We start from the raw sequence: 19,218 nt of genomic DNA, 5'->3' as shown, positions 1-19,218 counted from the left end.
GTACGCACGAGAAGGGCCCGTTCCGGTCGGAACGGGCCCTTCTCGTGCGTGGTGCGCGGTGGGGGCTAGAACGGCTCGAAGCCGTCGAACTCCCGCTCCGCCTCGTCGCGCTGCGCGTCGCGGTCGCGGCGGCGCTGGGCGGCCGGGCGGGGCGCCTCGAAGCGGTGGTCCTCGCCACGGCGGCCGAGCATCTCCGCGCCGGCACTGACGGACGGCTCCCAGTCGAAGACCACGGCGTTGTCCTCGGGGCCGATGGCGACGGCGTCGCCGCCGCGGGCGCCCGCCTTCATCAGCTGCTCCTCGACGCCGAGGCGGTTGAGCCGGTCGGCGAGGTAGCCGACGGCCTCGTCGTTGTTGAAGTCGGTCTGGCGCACCCAGCGTTCGGGCTTCTCGCCGCGTACCCGGAACACCAGCTCACCGTCGGCCTCCTCGCGGGTGACGGTGAAGCCGGAGTCGTCGACCGCCTTGGGACGGATGACGATGCGGGTCGCCTCCTCCTTCGGCCGGGCCTCGCGCGCCTTGGCCACCAGGTCGGCGAGCGCGAAGGACAGCTCGCGCAGACCGGTGTGGGCCACGGCGGACACCTCGAAGACGCGGTAGCCCCGCTCCTCCAGGTCCGGGCGGACCATGTCGGCGAGGTCCTTGCCGTCGGGCACGTCGATCTTGTTGAGGACGACGAGCCGCGGCCGGTTGTCCAGGCCGCCGTACTGGCGCAGCTCCTCCTCGATGACGTCGAGGTCGGAGACGGGGTCGCGGTCGGACTCCAGGGTGGCGGTGTCCAGCACGTGCACCAGGACGCTGCAGCGCTCGACGTGGCGCAGGAACTCCAGGCCCAGGCCCTTGCCCTGGCTGGCGCCGGGGATCAGGCCGGGGACGTCGGCGATGGTGTAGACGGTCGAACCGGCGGTCACCACACCGAGGTTGGGCACCAGGGTGGTGAACGGGTAGTCGGCGATCTTCGGCTTGGCGGCGCTGAGCACGGAGATCAGGGACGACTTGCCGGCGCTGGGGTAGCCCACGAGGGCCACGTCGGCGACGGTCTTCAGCTCCAGGACGATGTCGCGCAGGTCGCCCGGCTCGCCGAGCAGCGCGAAGCCGGGGGCCTTGCGGCGCGCCGAGGCGAGGGCCGCGTTGCCGAGGCCGCCGCGGCCGCCCTGGGCGGCGACGTAGGAGGTGCCGTGGCCGACGAGGTCGGCGAGGACGTTGCCCGCCTTGTCGAGCACGACGGTGCCGTCCGGTACGGGCAGGATCAGGTCCTGGCCGTCCTTGCCGGAGCGGTTGCCGCCCTCACCGGGCTTGCCGTTGGTGGCCTTGCGGTGCGGCGAGTGGTGGTAGTCGAGCAGGGTGGTCACGGACTGGTCGACGGTGAGGACGACATCGCCGCCGCGTCCGCCGTTGCCCCCGTCGGGGCCGCCGAGCGGCTTGAACTTCTCGCGATGGACGGAGGCACAGCCGTGACCTCCGTTACCCGCGGCGACATGCAGCTCGACGCGGTCCACGAAGGTGGTCATGGAATGTGCCTCCAGTTACTACGGGGTTGTCTCTTGGGTAACACGCGAAAGGCGGACCCGCTTCCCGTGGGGGAAGTGAGGTCCGCCTCGCGAAAGTGTCCGATCAGGCGACCGGAACGATGTTCACGACCTTGCGGCCACGAGCGGTGCCGAACTGCACCGCACCGGCCTGCAGCGCGAACAGCGTGTCGTCGCCGCCACGGCCGACGCCGGCGCCCGGGTGGAAGTGGGTGCCGCGCTGGCGGACCAGGATCTCGCCCGCGTTCACGACCTGACCGCCGAAGCGCTTCACGCCGAGGCGCTGAGCGTTGGAGTCACGACCGTTGCGGGTGGACGATGCGCCCTTCTTGTGTGCCATCTCTCCTCAGTCCCTTACTTCGCAGCCGCGGGGATCTCAGTGACCTTGATCGCCGTGTACTGCTGGCGGTGGCCCTGACGACGGCGGTAGCCGGTCTTGTTCTTGTAGCGCAGAATGTCGATCTTCTGGCCCTTGTGGTGGTCCACGACCTCGGCCTGGACCTTGATCCCGGCCAGCACCCACGGGTCGCTGGTCACGGAGTCGCCGTCGACGACGAGCAGGGTCGAGAGCTCGACCGTGTCGCCGACCTTGGCGGTGGAAATCTTGTCAACCTCGACGATGTCGCCGACAGCAACCTTGTGCTGGCGACCACCGCTGCGCACGATGGCGTACACGCGGATCTCACTCTCACTCGAAGAACGGCACCCCCGCAGGCCAGTCGCCCACGCGCATACGCGGGCGACCTCTCCCGGTCGCGGCCCGCGTCCGGGAGGAAGAGGTTTACGGGGATGTGGCGGTCCCGATGGACACGCCGACGGTCAAGGTTACGGGGCCGGAGCCACGGGGGTCAAACCGGACCCCCGCGCGCCCGCGCCGCTCAGTGACCGGCGACGATCTCCCGCGCGCGGGCGAGGTCGTCGTGGTTGTCGATCTCGACCCACCGGACGTCGCCGATCGGCGCCACGTCGATCCGGAAACCCCGGTTCACCAGCTCCTGGTAACCGTCCTCGTAGTACAGCTGCGGGTCCCGCTCGAACGTCGCCTTCAGCGCGTCCGCCAGCTGCTCCGCCGCCCCGCCCTCGATGAGCGTGACGCCGATGTACTCGCCGGTCGCCTCCGCCGGGTCCATCAGCTTGGTGATCCGCCGCATCCCCTTCTCCGGGTCGACGACGACCTTCATCTCCTCGTCGGCGAGCTGCTTCACCGTGTCCAGCGCCAGGATGATCTGCCTGCCGTCACCCCGCGCGTCCAGCAGCGTCCGCTCCACCGACACCGGGTGCACCGTGTCGCCGTTGGCGAGGATCACACCGTCCTTCAGGGCGTCCCGCGCACACCACAGCGAGTAGGCGTTGTTCCACTCCTCCGCCTTGTCGTTGTCGATGAGCGTCAGCTTCAGCCCGTACTTCGCCTCCAGCGCCGCCTGCCGCTCGTACACGGCCTCCTTGCGGTACCCGACCACGACACCGACCTCGGTCAGCCCTATCTCCGCGAAGTTGCCGAGCGTCAGGTCCAGGACGGTCGCGGCGTCCGGGTCGCCCTCCGCGCCCACCGGCACCAGGGCCTTGGGCAGCGTGTCGGTGTAGGGGCGCAGACGCCGGCCGGCGCCGGCCGCGAGCACGAGGCCTATCATCGCGGGTCGTTCTCCTTCGGGGACGTGAAAAGCGTGTGGCCCTGCCCCCGCAGGGGACAGGACCACACAGCGTAGACGCTGGTCAGCTCTCGTCGGCCGCGGCCGTGACGGAGGAGGGCGCCTGCTGCTCGGCAGCGGCGGTCTTCTTCGTCGTGGCCTTCTTCGCCGTCGACTTCTTGGCGGTGGTCTTCTTCGCCGCCGTCGTCGTCTTCTTGGCCGCCGTCTTCTTGGCCGTGGCGGTCTTCTTCGTGGCGGCCTTCTTCGCCGTGGCCTTCTTGGCCGTCTTGCGGGCGGCCTTCTTGGCCGGAGCGGCCTCCTCGGCGCCCTCGGCGGACTCGGCACCCTCGGCGGGCTCGGCGGCCGTGACGGCCTCCGGCGTGGCGGCGGGCTCCTCGGCGGGCTTCTGCTCGTCCGCCGGGGCGGACGGCAGGACCACGACGGCCGTGTCCTCGGACGCGGTCGAGGTGCTCGGCTTGCGCACCGCGCGACGCCGCGGACGGGCCGGGGCGGACGCCTCGGGCGCGGCCTCCGGTGCGGCGGCCTCGGCCGGGGTCTGCTCGGCCTCCGGCGCCTCCTCCGTCTTCGCGGGCTCGGCCTTCGCGGGCTCGGCCTTCGCCGGCTCGGCGACGGTCACCACCGCGGCCTCGGCGCCCGCAGGGGAACCTGCCGGCGCGGTCACCTTGCGGGTGGCCCGGCGGCGCGTACGGCCCTTGGGGGCGGCCTCCTCGGCCTGCGGCACCACGGCGTCCTCGGCGGCGGCCGGCTCGGCCAGCGCCTCGGCGGCCGGCTCGGGCTGCACGGGACGCCGCGCCTCCTCGGCGGCGGTCACGTCCTGCGCCGTGGGGACGGCCCGCGTCTCCTCGGCGGCGGGCGCCTCCTCGGCACGCTCCTCGGCCTGCTTGCGGCCGCCCTTGGCGGTCTCACGCTGCGGGGAGCCCGCGGGCGCGGACGCCCGACGGCTCGCCCGGCGGCGCGTACGGCCGCGGGACGCGGCGGCCTCGGCCTCGGCGGCGCTGCTGTACAGCTCCTCGTCCGGCGTGAACTCCGGGGAGGGCAGCGCGGCCGGCTCGGCGACCTCGGCGGCGACCTCGGCCGGCGTCTCCGCCTCGGCCTCGGCCTCCTGCTCGGCGGTCTCCACGACGGCCTCGTGCTCGTGCGGCTGGTCTCCCGCACCGGCCCGGGCGCGCTTGCGGCGCTTGCCGCCGCCGGAGGAGGACGGCTGGTCGAGGTGGACGATGACACCGCGGCCGTTGCAGTGGACGCAGGTCTCGGAGAACGACTCCAGCAGGCCCTGGCCGACCCGCTTGCGGGTCATCTGGACCAGGCCCAGCGAGGTCACCTCGGCGACCTGGTGCTTGGTGCGGTCCCGGCCCAGGCACTCCAGCAGCCGGCGCAGCACCAGGTCCCGGTTGGACTCCAGCACCATGTCGATGAAGTCGATGACGATGATGCCGCCGAGGTCGCGCAGCCTGAGCTGGCGCACGATCTCCTCGGCCGCCTCCAGGTTGTTCCTGGTGACCGTCTCCTCGAGGTTGCCGCCCTGACCGGTGAACTTGCCGGTGTTGACGTCGATGACGATCATCGCCTCGGTCCGGTCGATCACCAGCGAACCGCCGCTGGGCAGCCAGACCTTGCGGTCCAGCGCCTTGGCGAGCTGCTCGTCGATCCGGTACGTGGCGAAGACGTCGACCTCGCTGGTCCACCGCTGCAGGCGGTCGGCCAGGTCGGGCGCGACGTGGGAGACGTAGCCGTGGATCGTCTCCCAGGCCTCGTCACCGCTGACGATGACCTTGGAGAAGTCCTCGTTGAAGATGTCCCGGACGACACGGACGGTCATGTCCGGCTCGCCGTACAGCAGCGTCGGGGCGGTGCCGCCGTTCTTGGACTTCTTCTTGATCTCCTCCCACTGCGCCTGGAGCCGCTCGACGTCGCGGCGCAGCTCGTCCTCGCTCGCGCCCTCGGCGGCGGTGCGCACGATGACGCCCGCGTCCTCGGGGACGATCTTCTTGAGGATGGTCTTCAGCCGGGCCCGCTCGGTGTCGGGCAGCTTGCGGCTGATGCCGGTCATCGAGCCCTCGGGCACGTACACGAGGTAGCGGCCGGGGAGGGAGACCTGGCTGGTGAGGCGGGCGCCCTTGTGGCCGATCGGGTCCTTGGTGACCTGGACCAGCACCGGCTGCCCGGACTTCAGCGCGGACTCGATGCGGCGCGGACCGCCGGACATGCCGAGCGCGTCGAAGTTGACCTCGCCGGCGTACAGGACGGCGTTGCGGCCCTTGCCGATGTCGATGAACGCGGCCTCCATCGACGGCAGCACGTTCTGCACCTTGCCCAGGTACACGTTGCCGACGTACGAGGTGGCCTGCTCCTTGTTGACGTAGTGCTCGACGAGCACGCCGTCCTCGAGGACGCCGATCTGCGTGCGGTCGCCGTGCTGGCGGACCACCATGACGCGCTCGACGGCCTCGCGGCGGGCCAGGAACTCGGCCTCGGTGATGATCGGCACGCGCCGGCGGCCCTGCTCGCGGCCCTCGCGGCGGCGCTGCTTCTTGGCCTCCAGGCGGGTGGAGCCCTTGATGGACTGCACCTCGTCGGACGGCTCGGCCTTCGGGCGGGGCTCGCGGACCTTGACGACGGTGCGCTCGGGGTCGTCGGCGGACGTCTCGGGCTCCCCGCCGCTGTCCCCGGCGCGGCGACGGCGGCGACGGCGGCGACGGCTGCTGCTGGAGCCGCCGTTGTCCTCGCGCTCCTCGGCGTCCTCGTCGCTCTGCCCGTCGGCGTCCTCGGCGTCCTGCGCGGACTGCTCGGACCCGGCGCGCTCGGCGGTGTCGGTGTCGGCGTCCTGCTGGTCGCCGCTGTCGGCGTCGGCGGACTCGCCACGGCGGCGGCGACGGCCGCCACGGCGACGGCGACGGCGCGAACCGGACGACTCGTGGTCGTCGTGGTCGTCGCCCTCGTCGGTGTCGGTCTGGTCCTCGGCCTGGTCGGCGGCGTCCTCGGCCTCGGCCTCGGGGGTCTCCTCGGCGGCGGCCGGGGCGGCAGCCTCGGGCTCGTCGGACGCGCCCCTGCGGCGACGACGGCGGCGGGAGGCGGTCGGCTGCTCCTCCGGGAGCTCCTCGGTCTTCTCCTCCGGCTCCTCGGCCTCGGTGAGTCCGGCGGCGGCCTCGGCGGCGGCGCGCTCCGGGGTCTGGAAGCGGGGCTCGGTGAACACCGGCGGCTGGAACACGGCGACGGCGGGACGCGCGGGACGGCGCGGGGCGCCCTCCTTGTTCTCGGCGTTCTCGGCGTTCTCGGCGCCGCGGGCGCCGCGCGCGGGCTCGGCGAATCCGGCGGCGGCCTTGCGGACGACGCGCCGGCGGCGGCGCGGGCCGCCCTCCTCGGCGGGGGCCTGCGCGGCGGGCGCCTCTGCGGGGGTGTCGGCCTGCTTCTCGTCCTGCTTGTCGTTCTCCGTCACCGGGGCCTCCTCGGCGGTCGGGGCGGCCTGCTCGGTCTCGTCGTCGGCCTGTACGGCGGCGGGAGCACCGGCGGGCGCGGACGCGCGCCGAGAGGCACGGCGGCGGGTGCGGCGCGGGGCGGCGTCGTCCTCGGTGACGTCGGCGGCGGGCTCGGGGGCCGTCTCGGCGGTCTCTTCCGCCGCGGGCTCCTCCGCCTTCGGCTCGGCGGGCGTCTCGGCCGCCGGGGCCGTCACGGTGCGCGTGGCGCGGCGCCGGGTGCGGCGCGGAGCGGCGTCCTCCGTGGTGTCGGCGGCCGGCTCGGCCGGGGTCTCGGGGATCTCGGGGGCCGCGGCGGTCTCGTCGGCGGCCGGGATCTCGGCGGCGGGCGCCGGAGCGGTCACGGTGCGCGTGGCGCGGCGCCGGGTGCGGCGCGGAGCGGCGTCCTCCGTGGTGTCGGCGGCCGGTTCGGCCGGGGCCTCGGGGATCTCGGGGGCCGCGGCGGTCTCGTCGGCGGCCGGGATCTCGGCGGCGGGCGCCGGAGCCGTCACGGTGCGCGTGGCGCGGCGCCGGGTGCGGCGCGGAGCGGCGTCCTCCGTGGTGTCGGCGGCCGGCTCGGCCGGGGCGGCGGCCTCGGACGCGGGCTGCGCCGTGGGGACGACGGTCTCGGCGGCCTCCGCGGACGCCGGCGCTCCGGCGGGCGCGGCCGCGCGGCGGACCACACGGCGACGCCGGGGCGCGGGGGCCACGGTCTCCTGCTGGGTGTCGGTCTCGCTCTCGGCGGCCTGAGGCGTCTCCACCGGGTCGGCGGCCGGTATGGCCGGCGTGACCGTTTCCGCCGTGGTGTTCTCGGCGGCGGCGGGCGGGCCCGCCGGGCGGGACGCGGCCCTGCGTCGCCGGCGGGGCGGCAGGGTGTCGCTGGGGGTGTTCGGTTCGGAGCCCTCGGTGGGCTCGGTCGGTTCGAGCATGCGGGCGTTTCTCCCGTCAGGCTCCCGGGCGCCGCGCCTGGTCCGGCGATGCCGGTGACGTCCGCGGCCCGCGCGGTGCGCGGTGGCCGCCGTCCGGGGCGCGGGCGCCGCTCGGAAGCTCTCTGTGTCCTGTCTCGCCGGTTCCGTACGCCGAATGCGTACGGCCTGGCGAAAGTCTTCTGGTCGGTGCGCTGCCCGACCCAGGTGGCTCCCGAGTTCGAGGGCGGCGCTTACGACGTCCGTCCCTACGCGGGACCTTCCTTACGCCGGCGCCGTCGCGGCGGCAGTGGCGGCGGCCGTGTGCGGCTCGGTCGCTGCTGCCTCGCGGTCGGGCGCGAGCGGGTCGGTCACCGTGCCGGTCTCTTCATCGAACAGCCCCTGCGCCAGCCTGGTCACCGCTACGGGGACCGGCGGCGCCAGGTCGGCCACGGCGCGGAGACCGGACAGGACGTCGTCGGGTCGTACGGCAGGCGTCACGTGCCGAACAACCAGCCGCAGTATCGCACAGGGCCGGTCGGTCGGCCTATCAGCAGGCGCGGGGTCCGTCCCGGCGCCTTCCTCGACGGTTTCGAGGGAGGCGACCGCGGACCGGGCGTCGAAGGTACGGATGCCGTTCTTCATGCGGCGCTGGACCTCGACGGTCTCGGCCGCCTCGAAGGCGTCCACCGCGCGGCGGGCGTCCTCGGGGGCGACACCGTCCAGCCGCAGCTCCCACACCGAGGCCGTGAGCCGGTCGGCGAGCCCGGACGTACGGGCCTCGACGGCCTCGACGATGTCCAGCCCGGCGGGCATCGACTCGTCGAGCAGGACCCTCAGACGCTCGGGGTCCCGCGGCTCGGTGAGCGCGATCTCCAGGTACTCGGCCTCGCTGCCGGTGCCGGTGGGTGCGGCATTGGCGTACGACACCTTCGGGTGCGGCGTGAAACCGGCCGAGTACGCCATGGGTACCTCGGCGCGGCGCAGCGCGCGCTCGAAGGCACGCTGGAAGTCACGGTGGCTGGTGAACCGGAGGCGGCCGCGCTTGGTGTAGCGCAGTCGGATGCGCTGCACCGCGGGTGCGGGCGGCGGGCCTTCGGGCTGTCGCTTGCCCAGTGGATCTTCTCCTTGTCGCAAGGGGGCGCGGGGAGCGCCTTCCCTTCCAGGGTACGGCCGTGCGTGACGGCCCCGGCGGGCCCGGTCGGGCACCGGGACCGTGTCCTTCAAGGGTACGTGCCCGTGGGGACGGCGGTTTCCCGGCGTCACCAGCCGGCGGGACGCTCTCCCTGGCCGCCGTTGCCTGCTCCGGTACCCCAGGCGGCGCCGGGCATGCCGTCCCCGTGCGGGCCGGGGGCGGGTTCGTACGGGAAGGCCGGGGCGGGCTCGTACGCGGTGTCGCGCCGGTCGGGGAGGGCGGGTGCGGGGGTGTCGTCGCGGCGGGCGGGGCGTACGACGGCGGGTTCGTCGCCCGCGATCAGCAGCGGGTCGAACATGACGACGGCGGTGGCGAAGAGGAGGAAGACGAGGGGACCGAGCAGCATCGGCAGCATGACGGAGAGCATGTGGGTGCCGGAGCCGCCGCCCTCGCCGTGGAGGTGGACGCTCATGGACGCCATGCCGGTGTAGTGCATGCCGGTCACCGCGAGGCCCATGATCAGGCTGGCGCCCATGCTGGCCTTGAAGCCGCGGACGGACACGGCGGCCCAGAGCGCGGCGGTGGCGGTGACGATCGCGATGACCACCGAGAGGGCGACCAGGACGGTGTCGTACGGGAAGGCGCCGCGCATCCGCATGCTCGCCATGCCGATGTAGTGCATGCCCGCGACGCCGAGTCCGGTGACGACGCCGGCGGTGAGGAGCGTCGCCCGGCCGGTACCGCGGTAGCCGACGGTGAAGACGCCGACGGCGACGACGACGATCGCGACGGCGAGGCTGACCAGGGTGAGCGTCATGTCGTAGCGGATGGACGTCTCGTTCACGGAGAAGCCGAGCATCGCGATGAAGTGCATGGTCCAGATGCCGCAGCCGATGGAGGCGGCGCCGAGCGCGAGCCAGCCGGGCTTCCACGACTGGCCGCCCTCGCGCAGCGACCTGGTGGTGCAGCGCAGCCCGAGGGCGCCGCCGAGGCAGGCGACGAGATAGGCGGCGACAGGGGTGACCAGACCGTAGCTGAATCCGTCCACGGTGCCTTGCATGTGCGGTGCGCCTCTCATGTGCAGCTTTTGTGAAGGCGAGATCTGCATGTAGGAGCCACACAAAAACAAGCCCAGCCGAGACGAAACGAAACGCCTGGTCAGCGCTTGGTCAGGAGAATCCGGTCACCCTGCCCATCTGACGGCACGACAGTTGGCTTTACGCTCTGATCGCCTTGTTCACCTGGCGTTTTTGGATCACCGAGAAGCGCCCGCCGGACGTCCTGACGGACCTGACGCACCGTCACACGGACCGAGTGGAGAGCGTCTCGTGTGACGCGTCCCACACTCCGAGCCGCCTCCATGACGGGCCTCAGCACCCGGTCGCGGACGACGTGACCGACCGGCGTGAGCACGCTCCGGTACACCCGGCGCGCCGGCTCCACGACCGTCCACCGGAAGAAGGCGGCAAGGGCACCGCCCACGGCGAGCGAGACGTACCCGGCGACCCGCCAGGCGTGCCCGAGCGCGGCCCCGACCTCCCGCGCCACGACGGCCAGCACCCGGCCGACGGGCGCGAGGACCCACCGCCACACCACGGACGCCGGCCACACCACCAGGACGCGGACCGTCCAGTACAGGGCCGTGGCGATCCCGGCGACCAGCAGCGAGGCCAGCGCGCAGAGCCCCCTGCCGCACCACGCCAGCGCGTGCCCGACCGGGGTGAGCAGCCACCGGTACAGCCACACCGACGGCACGACCAGCAGCATGCGCCCCAGCCAGGACAAGGCGTGGCCGAGGGGTGTCAGCACCGCCCGGTAGAGCCATCCGGCCGGGACGACGAGCAGCACCGCGCCCAGCCACCGCAGCGCCGCCCCGAGCGGTACGAGCACCCAGCGCCAGAGCGCGACGAACGGCCAGACGAACACCGCGCGCCCCACCCACGCCAGCGCGCGCCCCAGCGGACGGAACACCGTGTCGCCGAGGAACCGCCCCACGACCACCAGGGCGTCCCACACCATCCGCACCGGCACCACCAGCACGAGCGCCACGATCCGCACCGGCATGCGGACCGCCACGACGAGGCACCCCTCGCCGGACCGCTGCTCCCGCGACTTCTCCAGATCCATACCGGCTAGGACGCACGGGACGCCCGCGCGGATGCGAACGCTGGGTTCCGTTTTCTTCATATGCTGAAAGGCCCATCGAAAAAAGGAAATTCGGAGCCTTCGACTAACCAATTGTCGCTATGGGCGTTCACTCATTCGCCGCGCATCCAAGTGAAAGTGCCGCCGTTAGTCGCTGTATGAAGGCAAGCAGGTCAGGTCCGCTCCAACTGCACTTCGCGCGAACGCTGTTGAGTGCTCCCGCCGGCCCGATGAATCAATCCTGACATGAATGATGAACGCTACGACCCGCTCTGGTACAACACCGACGCAGCGGACCCGTTCACCGAAATGGGAACCGGCCGGCACCGGGCCGGAGCCGTCTACGCGGAGCCCGTCGAGCCCGCCATGCCGCCCTGGGACCCGGCCGAGGAACTGGCCTACCTCCTCCAGGAGGCCCGCGCCGACGAGTACGCCGCCCCCACGGTGCCGCCACCGCGCGAGGAGACCTCGGTCACCGCTCCCCCGGCCGGCAGCCCCATGGGCAACCTGCAGGAGATCACGGCCGAACTGCCGCCCCTGCGCTCCGCGCCGCGCGCCCACCGCAAACCCCCGCGGCCCCGCCCCGACGCCGTGCGCGTCGCCAGCTACGCCATCGCCGCGATGGCCGCGGTCACCGTGTCGATGGTCAGCGTCTTCAGCGGAGTCGTCACCTACGAGCCGCTGCTCCTCGTCACCACGGCGCACAGCACCGGCGACTCCTCGTCCTGGTGGCCGATCCTGGTGTACGGCCCCTGGCTGGCCGGCTCCCTCTCCATCCTCCGCGCGGCCCTTCACCAACGACGCGCCCTGCACTCCTGGTTCGTCGTCCTGCTCTTCTCCTCCGTCGCGGTCCTGCTGTGCGTGGCCCAGGCGCCCCGCACCGTCACCGACACGGCGGCCGCGGCCCTCCCGGGCGTCGCCGCCCTGGCCTGCTTCCAGCAACTGGTCCGCCAGATCACCCTCACCCGCCCACCCCGCCGCACGGTCAGCCCCCGCCACCGCGTCCGCCACTACGGCGGCCGACAGGTTCCGTGACCCGAATTCCGCGTACACACCTGATTTCCGCGTGCCCGTACGAAAGCGGAGCAGCGGCCCCCTTCATCAGGGACCGCTGCTCCGTCTTCTGCTTACGCCCGGTTGTCCGGGCCGGGGTCAGTGCGAGTGCCCGCTCGGCACCGGGCCCGCGTTCTTGACCGTCAGGGGCAGCAGCTTCTTGCCCGTCGGGCCGATCTGGATGCTCGTGTCCATCTGCGGGCAGACGCCGCAGTCGAAGCACGGGGTCCAGCGGCAGTCCTCGACCTCGGTCTCGTCGAGGGCGTCCTGCCAGTCCTCCCAGAGCCAGTCCTTGTCCAGGCCCGAGTCGAGGTGGTCCCAGGGGAGGACCTCCTCGTAGGCGCGCTCGCGGGTGGTGTACCAGTCGACGTCCACGCCGAACGGGGCCAGCGCCTTCTCCGCGCACCGCATCCAGCGGTCGTAGGAGAAGTGCTCGCGCCAGCCGTCGAAGCGGCCGCCGTCGTCGTAGACCGCGCGGATCACGGCGCCGATGCGGCGGTCACCGCGGGAGAGCAGGCCCTCGACGATGCCGGGCTTGCCGTCGTGGTAGCGGAAGCCGATCGAGCGGCCGTACTTCTTGTCGCCGCGGATCTTGTCGCGGAGCTTGGCCAGGCGCTCGTCCGTCTCCTCGGCCGACAGCTGCGGCGCCCACTGGAACGGCGTGTGCGGCTTGGGCACGAAGCCGCCGATGGACACCGTGCAGCGGATGTCGTTGGAGCCGGAGACCTCGCGGCCCTTCTGGATGACGCGCGTGGCCATGTCGGCGATCTGCAGCACGTCGTCGTCGGTCTCGGTGGGCAGGCCGCACATGAAGTACAGCTTCACCTGGCGCCAGCCGTTGCCGTAGGCCGTGGCGACGGTGCGGATCAGGTCCTCCTCCGAGACCATCTTGTTGATGACCTTGCGGATGCGCTCCGAGCCGCCCTCGGGCGCGAAGGTGAGACCGGAACGGCGGCCGTTGCGGGTCAGCTCGTTCGCCAGGTCGATGTTGAACGCGTCGACGCGGGTGGAGGGGAGGGACAGGCCGATCTTGTCCTCCTCGTAGCGGTCCGCGAGACCCTTGGCGATGTCGCCGATCTCGCTGTGGTCCGCGGACGAGAGGGAGAGGAGGCCGACCTCCTCGAAGCCCGTCGCCTTCAGGCCCTTGTCGACCATCTCTCCGATGCCGGTGATCGAGCGCTCGCGCACCGGGCGGGTGATCATGCCGGCCTGGCAGAAGCGGCAGCCTCGGGTGCAGCCGCGGAAGATCTCGACCGACATGCGCTCGTGGACCGTCTCCGCGAGCGGCACGAGGGGCTGCTTGGGGTAGGGCCACTCGTCGAGGTCCATGACGGTGTGCTTGGACACACGCCACGGCACTCCCGAGCGGTTCGGCACGACACGGGCGATCCGGCCGTCGGGGAGGTACTCGACGTCGTAGAAGCCGGGGACGTACACCCCGCCGGTCTTGGCCAGGCGCAGGAGGAGCTCCTCGCGGCCGCCGGGGCGGCCCTGCTCCTTCCATTCGCGGATCAGCCGTGTGACCTCGAGGACGGCCTGCTCGCCGTCGCCGATGATCGCGCAGTCGATGAAGTCGGCGATCGGCTCCGGGTTGAACGCCGCGTGGCCGCCGGCCATGACGATCGGGTCGTCGTCCGTGCGGTCCCTGGCCTCCAGCGGAATGCCGGCCAGGTCCAGCGCGGCGAGCATGTTGGTGTAGCCCAGCTCCGTGGAGAAGCTCAGGCCGAACACGTCGAAGGCGCGCACCGGACGGTGGCTGTCGACGGTGAACTGGGGCACACGGTGCTCGCGCATCAGCGCCTCGAGGTCCGGCCAGACGCTGTAGGTGCGCTCGGCCAGGACGCCGTCCTGTTCGTTGAGGACCTCGTAGAGGATCATGACGCCCTGGTTGGGGAGTCCGACCTCGTACGCGTCCGGGTACATGAGTGCCCAGCGGACGTCGCAGGAGTCCCAGTCCTTGACCGTGGAGTTGAGCTCTCCGCCGACGTACTGGATCGGCTTCTGCACATGCGGGAGCAGAGCTTCGAGCTGCGGGAACACAGACTCGGCGGCTTCGGCAGGCATCTCGCGAACCTTCGTGTGGTGACTGCGGTCCCCCCGGGCCGATGCCTCAGGGGCGGGTGACCATCCAGCCTAACCCGCCCGGAGGGGTCTCCCGTACGGCGCTCAGAACGGGAACTCCCGGCTGATCGAGCTCCACGCCTCGGGAAGCGCCTCCTCGGCGACCCGCGCGCGGTGCGCCTCCCCCGCGTACAGCACCCCGTACGTGAAGTCGCTCTCCCCCGCCGCGTGCGCCACGGCGGCCAGCTCGCGCAGGGTGCGGCGGGCCATGACGCTGTCCTGGTGGTCGCCGAGCAGGCCCTGCAGCGACTTCATGTCCCGGACCGCCTCCTCGGCCCGCCCGCCCAGCGCGGGGACGGCGGCCTCGGCGGCGTACCGGGTGCGCTTGGTCTTCTTGCGCGCCTCGTGCAGCGCGGTGTCCCGCTCCTGGCCGGGCGGCAGCTCCAGGGCGTGCTCGACGAGCCCGGCCAGCTTGCGGAAGTCCTTGCGTACGGCCTTGGCGAGGACCTTGTCCGGGCGGGCGGCGGCCTTCTTGCGCAGGGGCGGGTCCGCGAGCAGCGCGTCCAGGGTGTCGAGGAGGGAGAGGTACCGGCGCGAGTCGAGGATGGCGACGACCTCGTGGTGGGCGCCCTGGTGGCGGGCCTGGGACCAGGCGGCGAGGCGCTCGGCGACCGGGCCGGTGACCTGGTCGGGGGTGAGCTTGCCGAGGGCCTGGGTGAGCCGTTCGGCGAGGACCTCCTGGTCGCGGTCCTTGCCCAGTTCGGCGGCCAGCCACTTCAGGTCGGCGGCGACGGGGTCGGTGGCCGCGCGGTCGAGGACGGAGCGGAAGCTGCGGAAGGCGCTGCGCAGGCGGCGGGTGGCGACGCGCATGCGGTGCACGGCGTCGGGCACGTCCTGCCGCACGGCGGGGTCCAGCTCGACGAGGGCGTCGCGCTGGGCGCGGACGTAGGCGAGGACGTGGTCGCCGGCGGTGACGGGGGCGCCGTCCGGGCGGGGGCGGTGCTTGTGCCGGGGGGCGGCCTCGGGGGCGGTGGCGGGGGGTGGGCCGGTGGCTTCCCGGCGCGCGGCGGGTCCGGCGGCCGGCGCGGTCTCGGCGAGGGCGCGGGCCAGCTTCGAGGACGACGACGAGGGCCGTACGCCCGCCTTCCTCAGCCGTTTCTCCACCTTGTCGAGGAAGGCCGGGTCGCCGTCGTCGGCGAGTTCCACCTCGATCTCGGTCCAGCGCGCCTCGCCGCCCCCGCCGGTGAGGCGTTCGGCGTGCACGGTGTCGACGCTCACCTCGGCGAGCAGCCGGTCCTGGTCGTCGAGGAGGTGGCGGACGTCGCGGTCGGAGCGCAGGCGGACCACGGGGAGCAGTTCCCGGTCGCGGGCGCGGGAGCGGACCAGGGCGGCCAGTTCGTCCGGGAGGGTGTCGGAGAGCGGGGCGCGGATCTCGTCGCGCACGCCCGGGGCGACGGGGAACTTCAGGTGCCAGCCGGCGTCGGCGCCTCCGGTGCGGCGGCGCAGGGTGACGGAGGAGGAGGCGAGGCGCTGGTCGGCGGTGTCGTAGTAGGTGGCGTCGAGGTGGGTGACGCCGCGGTCCCGCACGGACGCGACGCCGGGGACGCGGGTGAGGTCGGGCAGAGCGGCGTCGTCGGAGTCGTACTTCCGCTCGATCTCGCGCTTGGTGTCCGCCATGCACCGAATCTAGTCGTCCTCGGTGCGGAGCGGCAGTGGGCCGCTCCGCACCGGTGACGTGGAGCCGTCGTCCTGGAGTCAGGCGGACATGGGGCGCTGCATTCTGATCGACTGCAGCAACCCGACCGCCAGCCAGGTCGCGAACATCGAGGAACCGCCGTAGGACACGAACGGCAGGGGCAGGCCGGTGACCGGCATGATGCCGAGGGTCATGCCGATGTTCTCGAAGGTCTGGAAGGCGAACCAGGCGACGATGCCCGCCGCGACGATCGTGCCGTAGAGGTCGGTGGTGTCGCGGGCGATGCGGCAGGCGCGCCAGAGGATGATGCCGAGCAGGCCGATGATCAGCGCGCCGCCCACGAAGCCCAGTTCCTCGCCGGCGACCGTGAAGACGAAGTCGGTCTGCTGCTCGGGGACGAACTGGCCGGTCGTCTGCGAGCCCTGGAAGAGGCCGGAGCCGGTCAGTCCGCCGGAGCCGATGGCGATGCGGGCCTGGTTGGTGTTGTAGCCGACACCGGCCGGGTCGAGCTCCGGGTTGGCGAACGCGGCGAAGCGGTTGATCTGGTACTCGTCGAGGATCCCGAGCTGCCAGACGGCGATCGCGCCGGTCGCGCCCGCGCCGATCAGGCCGAAGATCCAGCGGTTGGAGGCCCCGGAGGCGAGCAGCACGCCGAGCACGATGACGACCATCACCATGACCGACCCGAGGTCGGGCATGAGCATCACGATCAGCATGGGCACGACGGCGAGACCGAGGGCCTGGAGCACCGTGCGGTGGTCCGGGTAGGGCTTGTCGCCCGCGTCGACCCGCGCCGCCAGCAGCATCGCCATGCCCAGGATGATCGTGATCTTCACGAACTCCGAGGGCTGGAGGGAGAAGCCGCCGGGCAGCTTGATCCAGGAGTGGGCGCCGTTGATCGTGGAGCCCAGCGGGGTGAGCACCAGCAGGATCAGGAACACCGAGGCGCCGTACAGCAGGGGGACCGCCGTGCGCAGCCCGCGGTGGCCGAGCCAGATGGCGCCGATCATCAGGGCGACGCCGATGCCGGTGTTCAGCCAGTGCCGGACCAGGAAGTAGTAGGGGTCGCCCTGGTTCAGCTCGGTGCGGTTGCGCGTGGCCGACCAGACCAGCAGCGAGCCCAGCAGGGACAGGGCGAGCGCCGCGAGCAGTATCGGCCAGTCCAGCCGGCGGGCCAGGCCGTCGCGGGCGAACACCCGTGTCCAGCCGGCCCGCTCGGGTCCGTACCCGGAGACCTGGAAGCTGTTGACGCCGCCGGTCATGACGCCGTCCTCTCCGGGCGTGCCGTGCGCGGGCGGGGGTTGCGGCCCGCCGGGCCTCCCCGGCCGGGGCGTGGGCCGCCGCCCCGGCGGCGCCTGCGGCGGGTGTCGCGGTTGGTGTTCTCCGGCGACGGGGTCGTGCCCGCCTGCTGCGGGTCGGCCGGGTCGTCGCCCTGTGGGGCGGTGGCCTCGCCGTCCGGGGAGGGCGAGGGGCGCAGCTCCTTGGCGAAGTCCTTGACGATCTTCGGCGAGGTGATGGTGCCGTCCGTGCGGACCTTGGGGAGGGTCTTCTGCGGCTTGGGCAGCAGCGCCTTCTTGTTGTCGATCTCGCCGTCCTCGGACACGCCGTAGAGCGCGTTGTAGATGTTGCGCACGGCGGGGCCCGAGGCGCCGGAGCCGGTGCCACCCTGGGAGATCGTCATCACGATCGCGTAGTCCTCGGTGTAGGTGGCGAACCACGAGGTGGTCTGCTTGCCGTACACCTCGGCCGTACCGGTCTTGGCGTGCATCGGGATCTTGTCCTGCGGCCAGCCGCCGAACCGCCACGCGGCCGTACCGCGGGTGGCGACTCCCTCGAGGGCTTCGTCAATCTGCTTGAGCGTCTTCTTCGACGTGGGCAGCTTGCCGTGCGCCTTGGGCTCGATCTCCGTGACGGTCTTGCCGTCGGGGCTGATGACGGCCTTGCCGACGGTCGGGTCGTACAGCGTGCCGCCGTTGGAGATGGCCGCGTAGATGGTGGCCATCTGGATCGGGGTGACGAGCGTGTCGCCCTGGCCGATGGAGTAGTTCACCGAGTCACCGGCGCGCAGCCGGTTGCCTTCGAGGCAGTTCTCGTAGGCGATCTGCTCGGCGTAGCTGCCGCCCTTCTTGCCGTACTTGCACCAGGCGTCCTTGTTGGCCTTCCAGTAGTCGGCCTTCCACTGGCGGTCGGGAATGCGGCCGGTGACCTCGTTGGGCAGGTCGATGCCGGTCTCCTCGCCGAGGCCGAACTGGTGGGCGACCTTGTAGAACCAGTCCTCCGGGTTCTTCTTCGGCTTGTTGCCGCCGTCGCGCTTCCACTCCTCGTGGGAGAGGGCGTAGAAGACGGTGTCGCAGGAGACCTCGAGCGCCCGGCCGAGGCTGATCGGGCCGTGGTTCTGGGACTCGAAGTTCTTGAAGACCTGGCCGCCGATGGAGTACGAGCTGGAGCAGTTGTAGGGGCCCTCGAAGGAGTAGCCGGCCTTGATGGCGGCGGCCGTCGGGATCACCTTGAAGATGGAGCCGGGCGCCGACAGGCCCTGGATGGCGCGGTTCAGCAGCGGGTAGTTGGACTTCTTGCCGGTGAGCTGCGCGTAGTCCTTGGCGGAGATGCCGCCGACCCAGGCGTTGGGGTCGTAGGTCGGGTTGGAGGCCATGGCGACGACGCGGCCGGTCTTGGCCTCCATGACGACGACGGCGCCGGAGTCGGCCTCGTAGTTCCGCCCGGTGTTGCGGTCGTGCTGCTTGCGGGCCTCCTTCATCGCCTCGTTCAGTTCGTACTCGGCGATGCGCTGCACGCGGGAGTCGATGCTGGTGACGAGGTTGGCGCCGGGCTCGGCCGGGTCGGCCTGGGCCTCGCCGAGGACGCGGCCGAGCTTGTCGACCTCGTAGCGGGTGACGCCGGCCTTGCCGCGCAGCTGCTGGTCGTACTGCCGCTCCAGGCCGGAGCGGCCGACCATGTCGGAGCGCAGGTAGGGCGAGTCGGTGTCCTGGGCCTGCTGGATCTCCTCGTCGGTGACCGGCGAGAGGTAGCCGAGGACCTGGGCGGTGTTGGCCTTGCCGGGGCTGGGGTAGCGGCGCAGCGCCTGGGGCTCGGCGGTGATGCCGGGGAAGTCCTCGGCGCGCTCGCGGATCTGCAGGGCCTGCCGGGGTGTGGCCTCGTCGGTGATGGGGATCGGCTGGTACGGCGAGCCGTTCCAGCAGGGCTGGGGGGTCTCGGCGTTGCACAGCCGGACCTTCATCATGACGTCCTCGGGCTTCATGCCGAGGACGCCGGCCAGCTTGGTGAGGACGGCCTTGCCGTCGTCCTCCATCTTCATCAGGTCCGTGCGGGAGGCGGAGACGACGAGCCGCGTCTCGTTGTCCGCGAGGGGCACGCCGCGGGCGTCCAGGATGGAGCCGCGCACGGCGGGCTGGACGACCTGCTGCACGTGGTTGCCGGAGGCCTCCTTGGCGTACTGGTCGCCCTCGCGGATCTGGAGGTACCACAGCCGCCCGCCGAGGGTGCCGAGCAGGGAGATGACGAGGACCTGGATGACGACGAGCCGGATCTGGACCCGCGGGCTGCGGCCGGTCTCGGGGATGTTGGTCACGCGG

The 19,218-nt window shown here is 72.2% G+C and carries 13 protein-coding genes; 1 reads left to right on the top strand and 12 read right to left on the bottom strand.

Going from position 1 to position 19,218, the window contains the following annotated elements; translation table 11 throughout:
• Window positions 1-65 precede the first annotated feature (65 nt).
• From obgE to ACQY0Z_RS12510, 8 genes are all read right to left on the bottom strand, one after another.
• The gene (gene obgE, locus ACQY0Z_RS12545; RefSeq protein ID WP_189906481.1) at window positions 66-1,511 is read right to left on the bottom strand and encodes a GTPase ObgE; all 1,446 of its coding nucleotides are present in this window, start codon (window positions 1,509-1,511) and stop codon (window positions 66-68) included.
• 103 nt (window positions 1,512-1,614) lie between these two features.
• The gene (gene rpmA / locus ACQY0Z_RS12540; RefSeq protein WP_189906479.1) at window positions 1,615-1,869 is read right to left on the bottom strand and encodes a 50S ribosomal protein L27; all 255 of its coding nucleotides are present in this window, start codon (window positions 1,867-1,869) and stop codon (window positions 1,615-1,617) included.
• A 14-nt stretch (window positions 1,870-1,883) separates the two neighbouring features.
• The gene (gene rplU, locus ACQY0Z_RS12535) at window positions 1,884-2,204 is read right to left on the bottom strand and encodes a 50S ribosomal protein L21 (protein ID WP_006132815.1); all 321 of its coding nucleotides are present in this window, start codon (window positions 2,202-2,204) and stop codon (window positions 1,884-1,886) included.
• A gap of 203 nt (window positions 2,205-2,407) precedes the next feature.
• Window positions 2,408-3,160: a sugar phosphate nucleotidyltransferase gene (locus ACQY0Z_RS12530; protein ID WP_381730984.1), complete on the bottom strand. Its 753-nt coding sequence runs from the start codon at window positions 3,158-3,160 to the stop codon at window positions 2,408-2,410.
• An 82-nt stretch (window positions 3,161-3,242) separates the two neighbouring features.
• Complete coding sequence (locus tag ACQY0Z_RS12525; protein ID WP_439812268.1) at window positions 3,243-7,559, bottom strand: Rne/Rng family ribonuclease; 4,317 nt, start codon at window positions 7,557-7,559, stop codon at window positions 3,243-3,245.
• 261 nt (window positions 7,560-7,820) lie between these two features.
• A complete protein-coding gene (locus ACQY0Z_RS12520; protein ID WP_254588605.1) occupies window positions 7,821-8,609 on the bottom strand; it encodes a TIGR03936 family radical SAM-associated protein in 789 nt (262 codons plus the stop codon).
• A 188-nt stretch (window positions 8,610-8,797) separates the two neighbouring features.
• On the bottom strand, window positions 8,798-9,730 hold the full coding sequence (locus ACQY0Z_RS12515; RefSeq protein WP_439812267.1) for an MHYT domain-containing protein: 933 nt from the start codon (window positions 9,728-9,730) through the stop codon (window positions 8,798-8,800).
• A gap of 98 nt (window positions 9,731-9,828) precedes the next feature.
• Complete coding sequence (locus ACQY0Z_RS12510) at window positions 9,829-10,797, bottom strand: hypothetical protein (RefSeq protein ID WP_439812266.1); 969 nt, start codon at window positions 10,795-10,797, stop codon at window positions 9,829-9,831.
• Between the two features lie 264 nt (window positions 10,798-11,061).
• On the opposite strand from ACQY0Z_RS12510, the gene ACQY0Z_RS12505 reads away from it, so the two are divergent.
• The gene (locus ACQY0Z_RS12505) at window positions 11,062-11,850 is read left to right on the top strand and encodes a hypothetical protein (RefSeq protein ID WP_189906859.1); all 789 of its coding nucleotides are present in this window, start codon (window positions 11,062-11,064) and stop codon (window positions 11,848-11,850) included.
• Between the two features lie 117 nt (window positions 11,851-11,967).
• Here the strand turns inward: ACQY0Z_RS12505 and ACQY0Z_RS12500 are convergent, their stop codons facing one another.
• The 4 genes from ACQY0Z_RS12500 to mrdA form a co-directional block, all read right to left on the bottom strand.
• The gene (locus ACQY0Z_RS12500) at window positions 11,968-13,932 is read right to left on the bottom strand and encodes a TIGR03960 family B12-binding radical SAM protein (RefSeq protein WP_254588592.1); all 1,965 of its coding nucleotides are present in this window, start codon (window positions 13,930-13,932) and stop codon (window positions 11,968-11,970) included.
• 102 nt (window positions 13,933-14,034) lie between these two features.
• Window positions 14,035-15,606: a CYTH and CHAD domain-containing protein gene (locus ACQY0Z_RS12495; protein WP_439812265.1), complete on the bottom strand. Its 1,572-nt coding sequence runs from the start codon at window positions 15,604-15,606 to the stop codon at window positions 14,035-14,037.
• Window positions 15,607-15,684: 78 nt separating this feature from the next.
• On the bottom strand, window positions 15,685-16,887 hold the full coding sequence (gene rodA, locus ACQY0Z_RS12490) for a rod shape-determining protein RodA (RefSeq protein ID WP_189906865.1): 1,203 nt from the start codon (window positions 16,885-16,887) through the stop codon (window positions 15,685-15,687).
• Window positions 16,884-19,214 carry a penicillin-binding protein 2 gene (mrdA, locus tag ACQY0Z_RS12485; protein WP_381730978.1) on the bottom strand — a complete coding sequence of 777 codons (2,331 nt, stop codon included), beginning with the start codon at window positions 19,212-19,214 and terminating at the stop codon, window positions 16,884-16,886. Before mrdA ends, rodA begins: the two co-directional genes overlap by 4 nt.
• Window positions 19,215-19,218: the final 4 nt, after the last annotated feature.

Source organism: Streptomyces sp. P9-2 (genome assembly GCF_051903975.1).
Classification (GTDB): domain Bacteria; phylum Actinomycetota; class Actinomycetes; order Streptomycetales; family Streptomycetaceae; genus Streptomyces; species Streptomyces cellulosae.
This window is presented reverse-complemented; position numbering and strand designations above follow the sequence as displayed.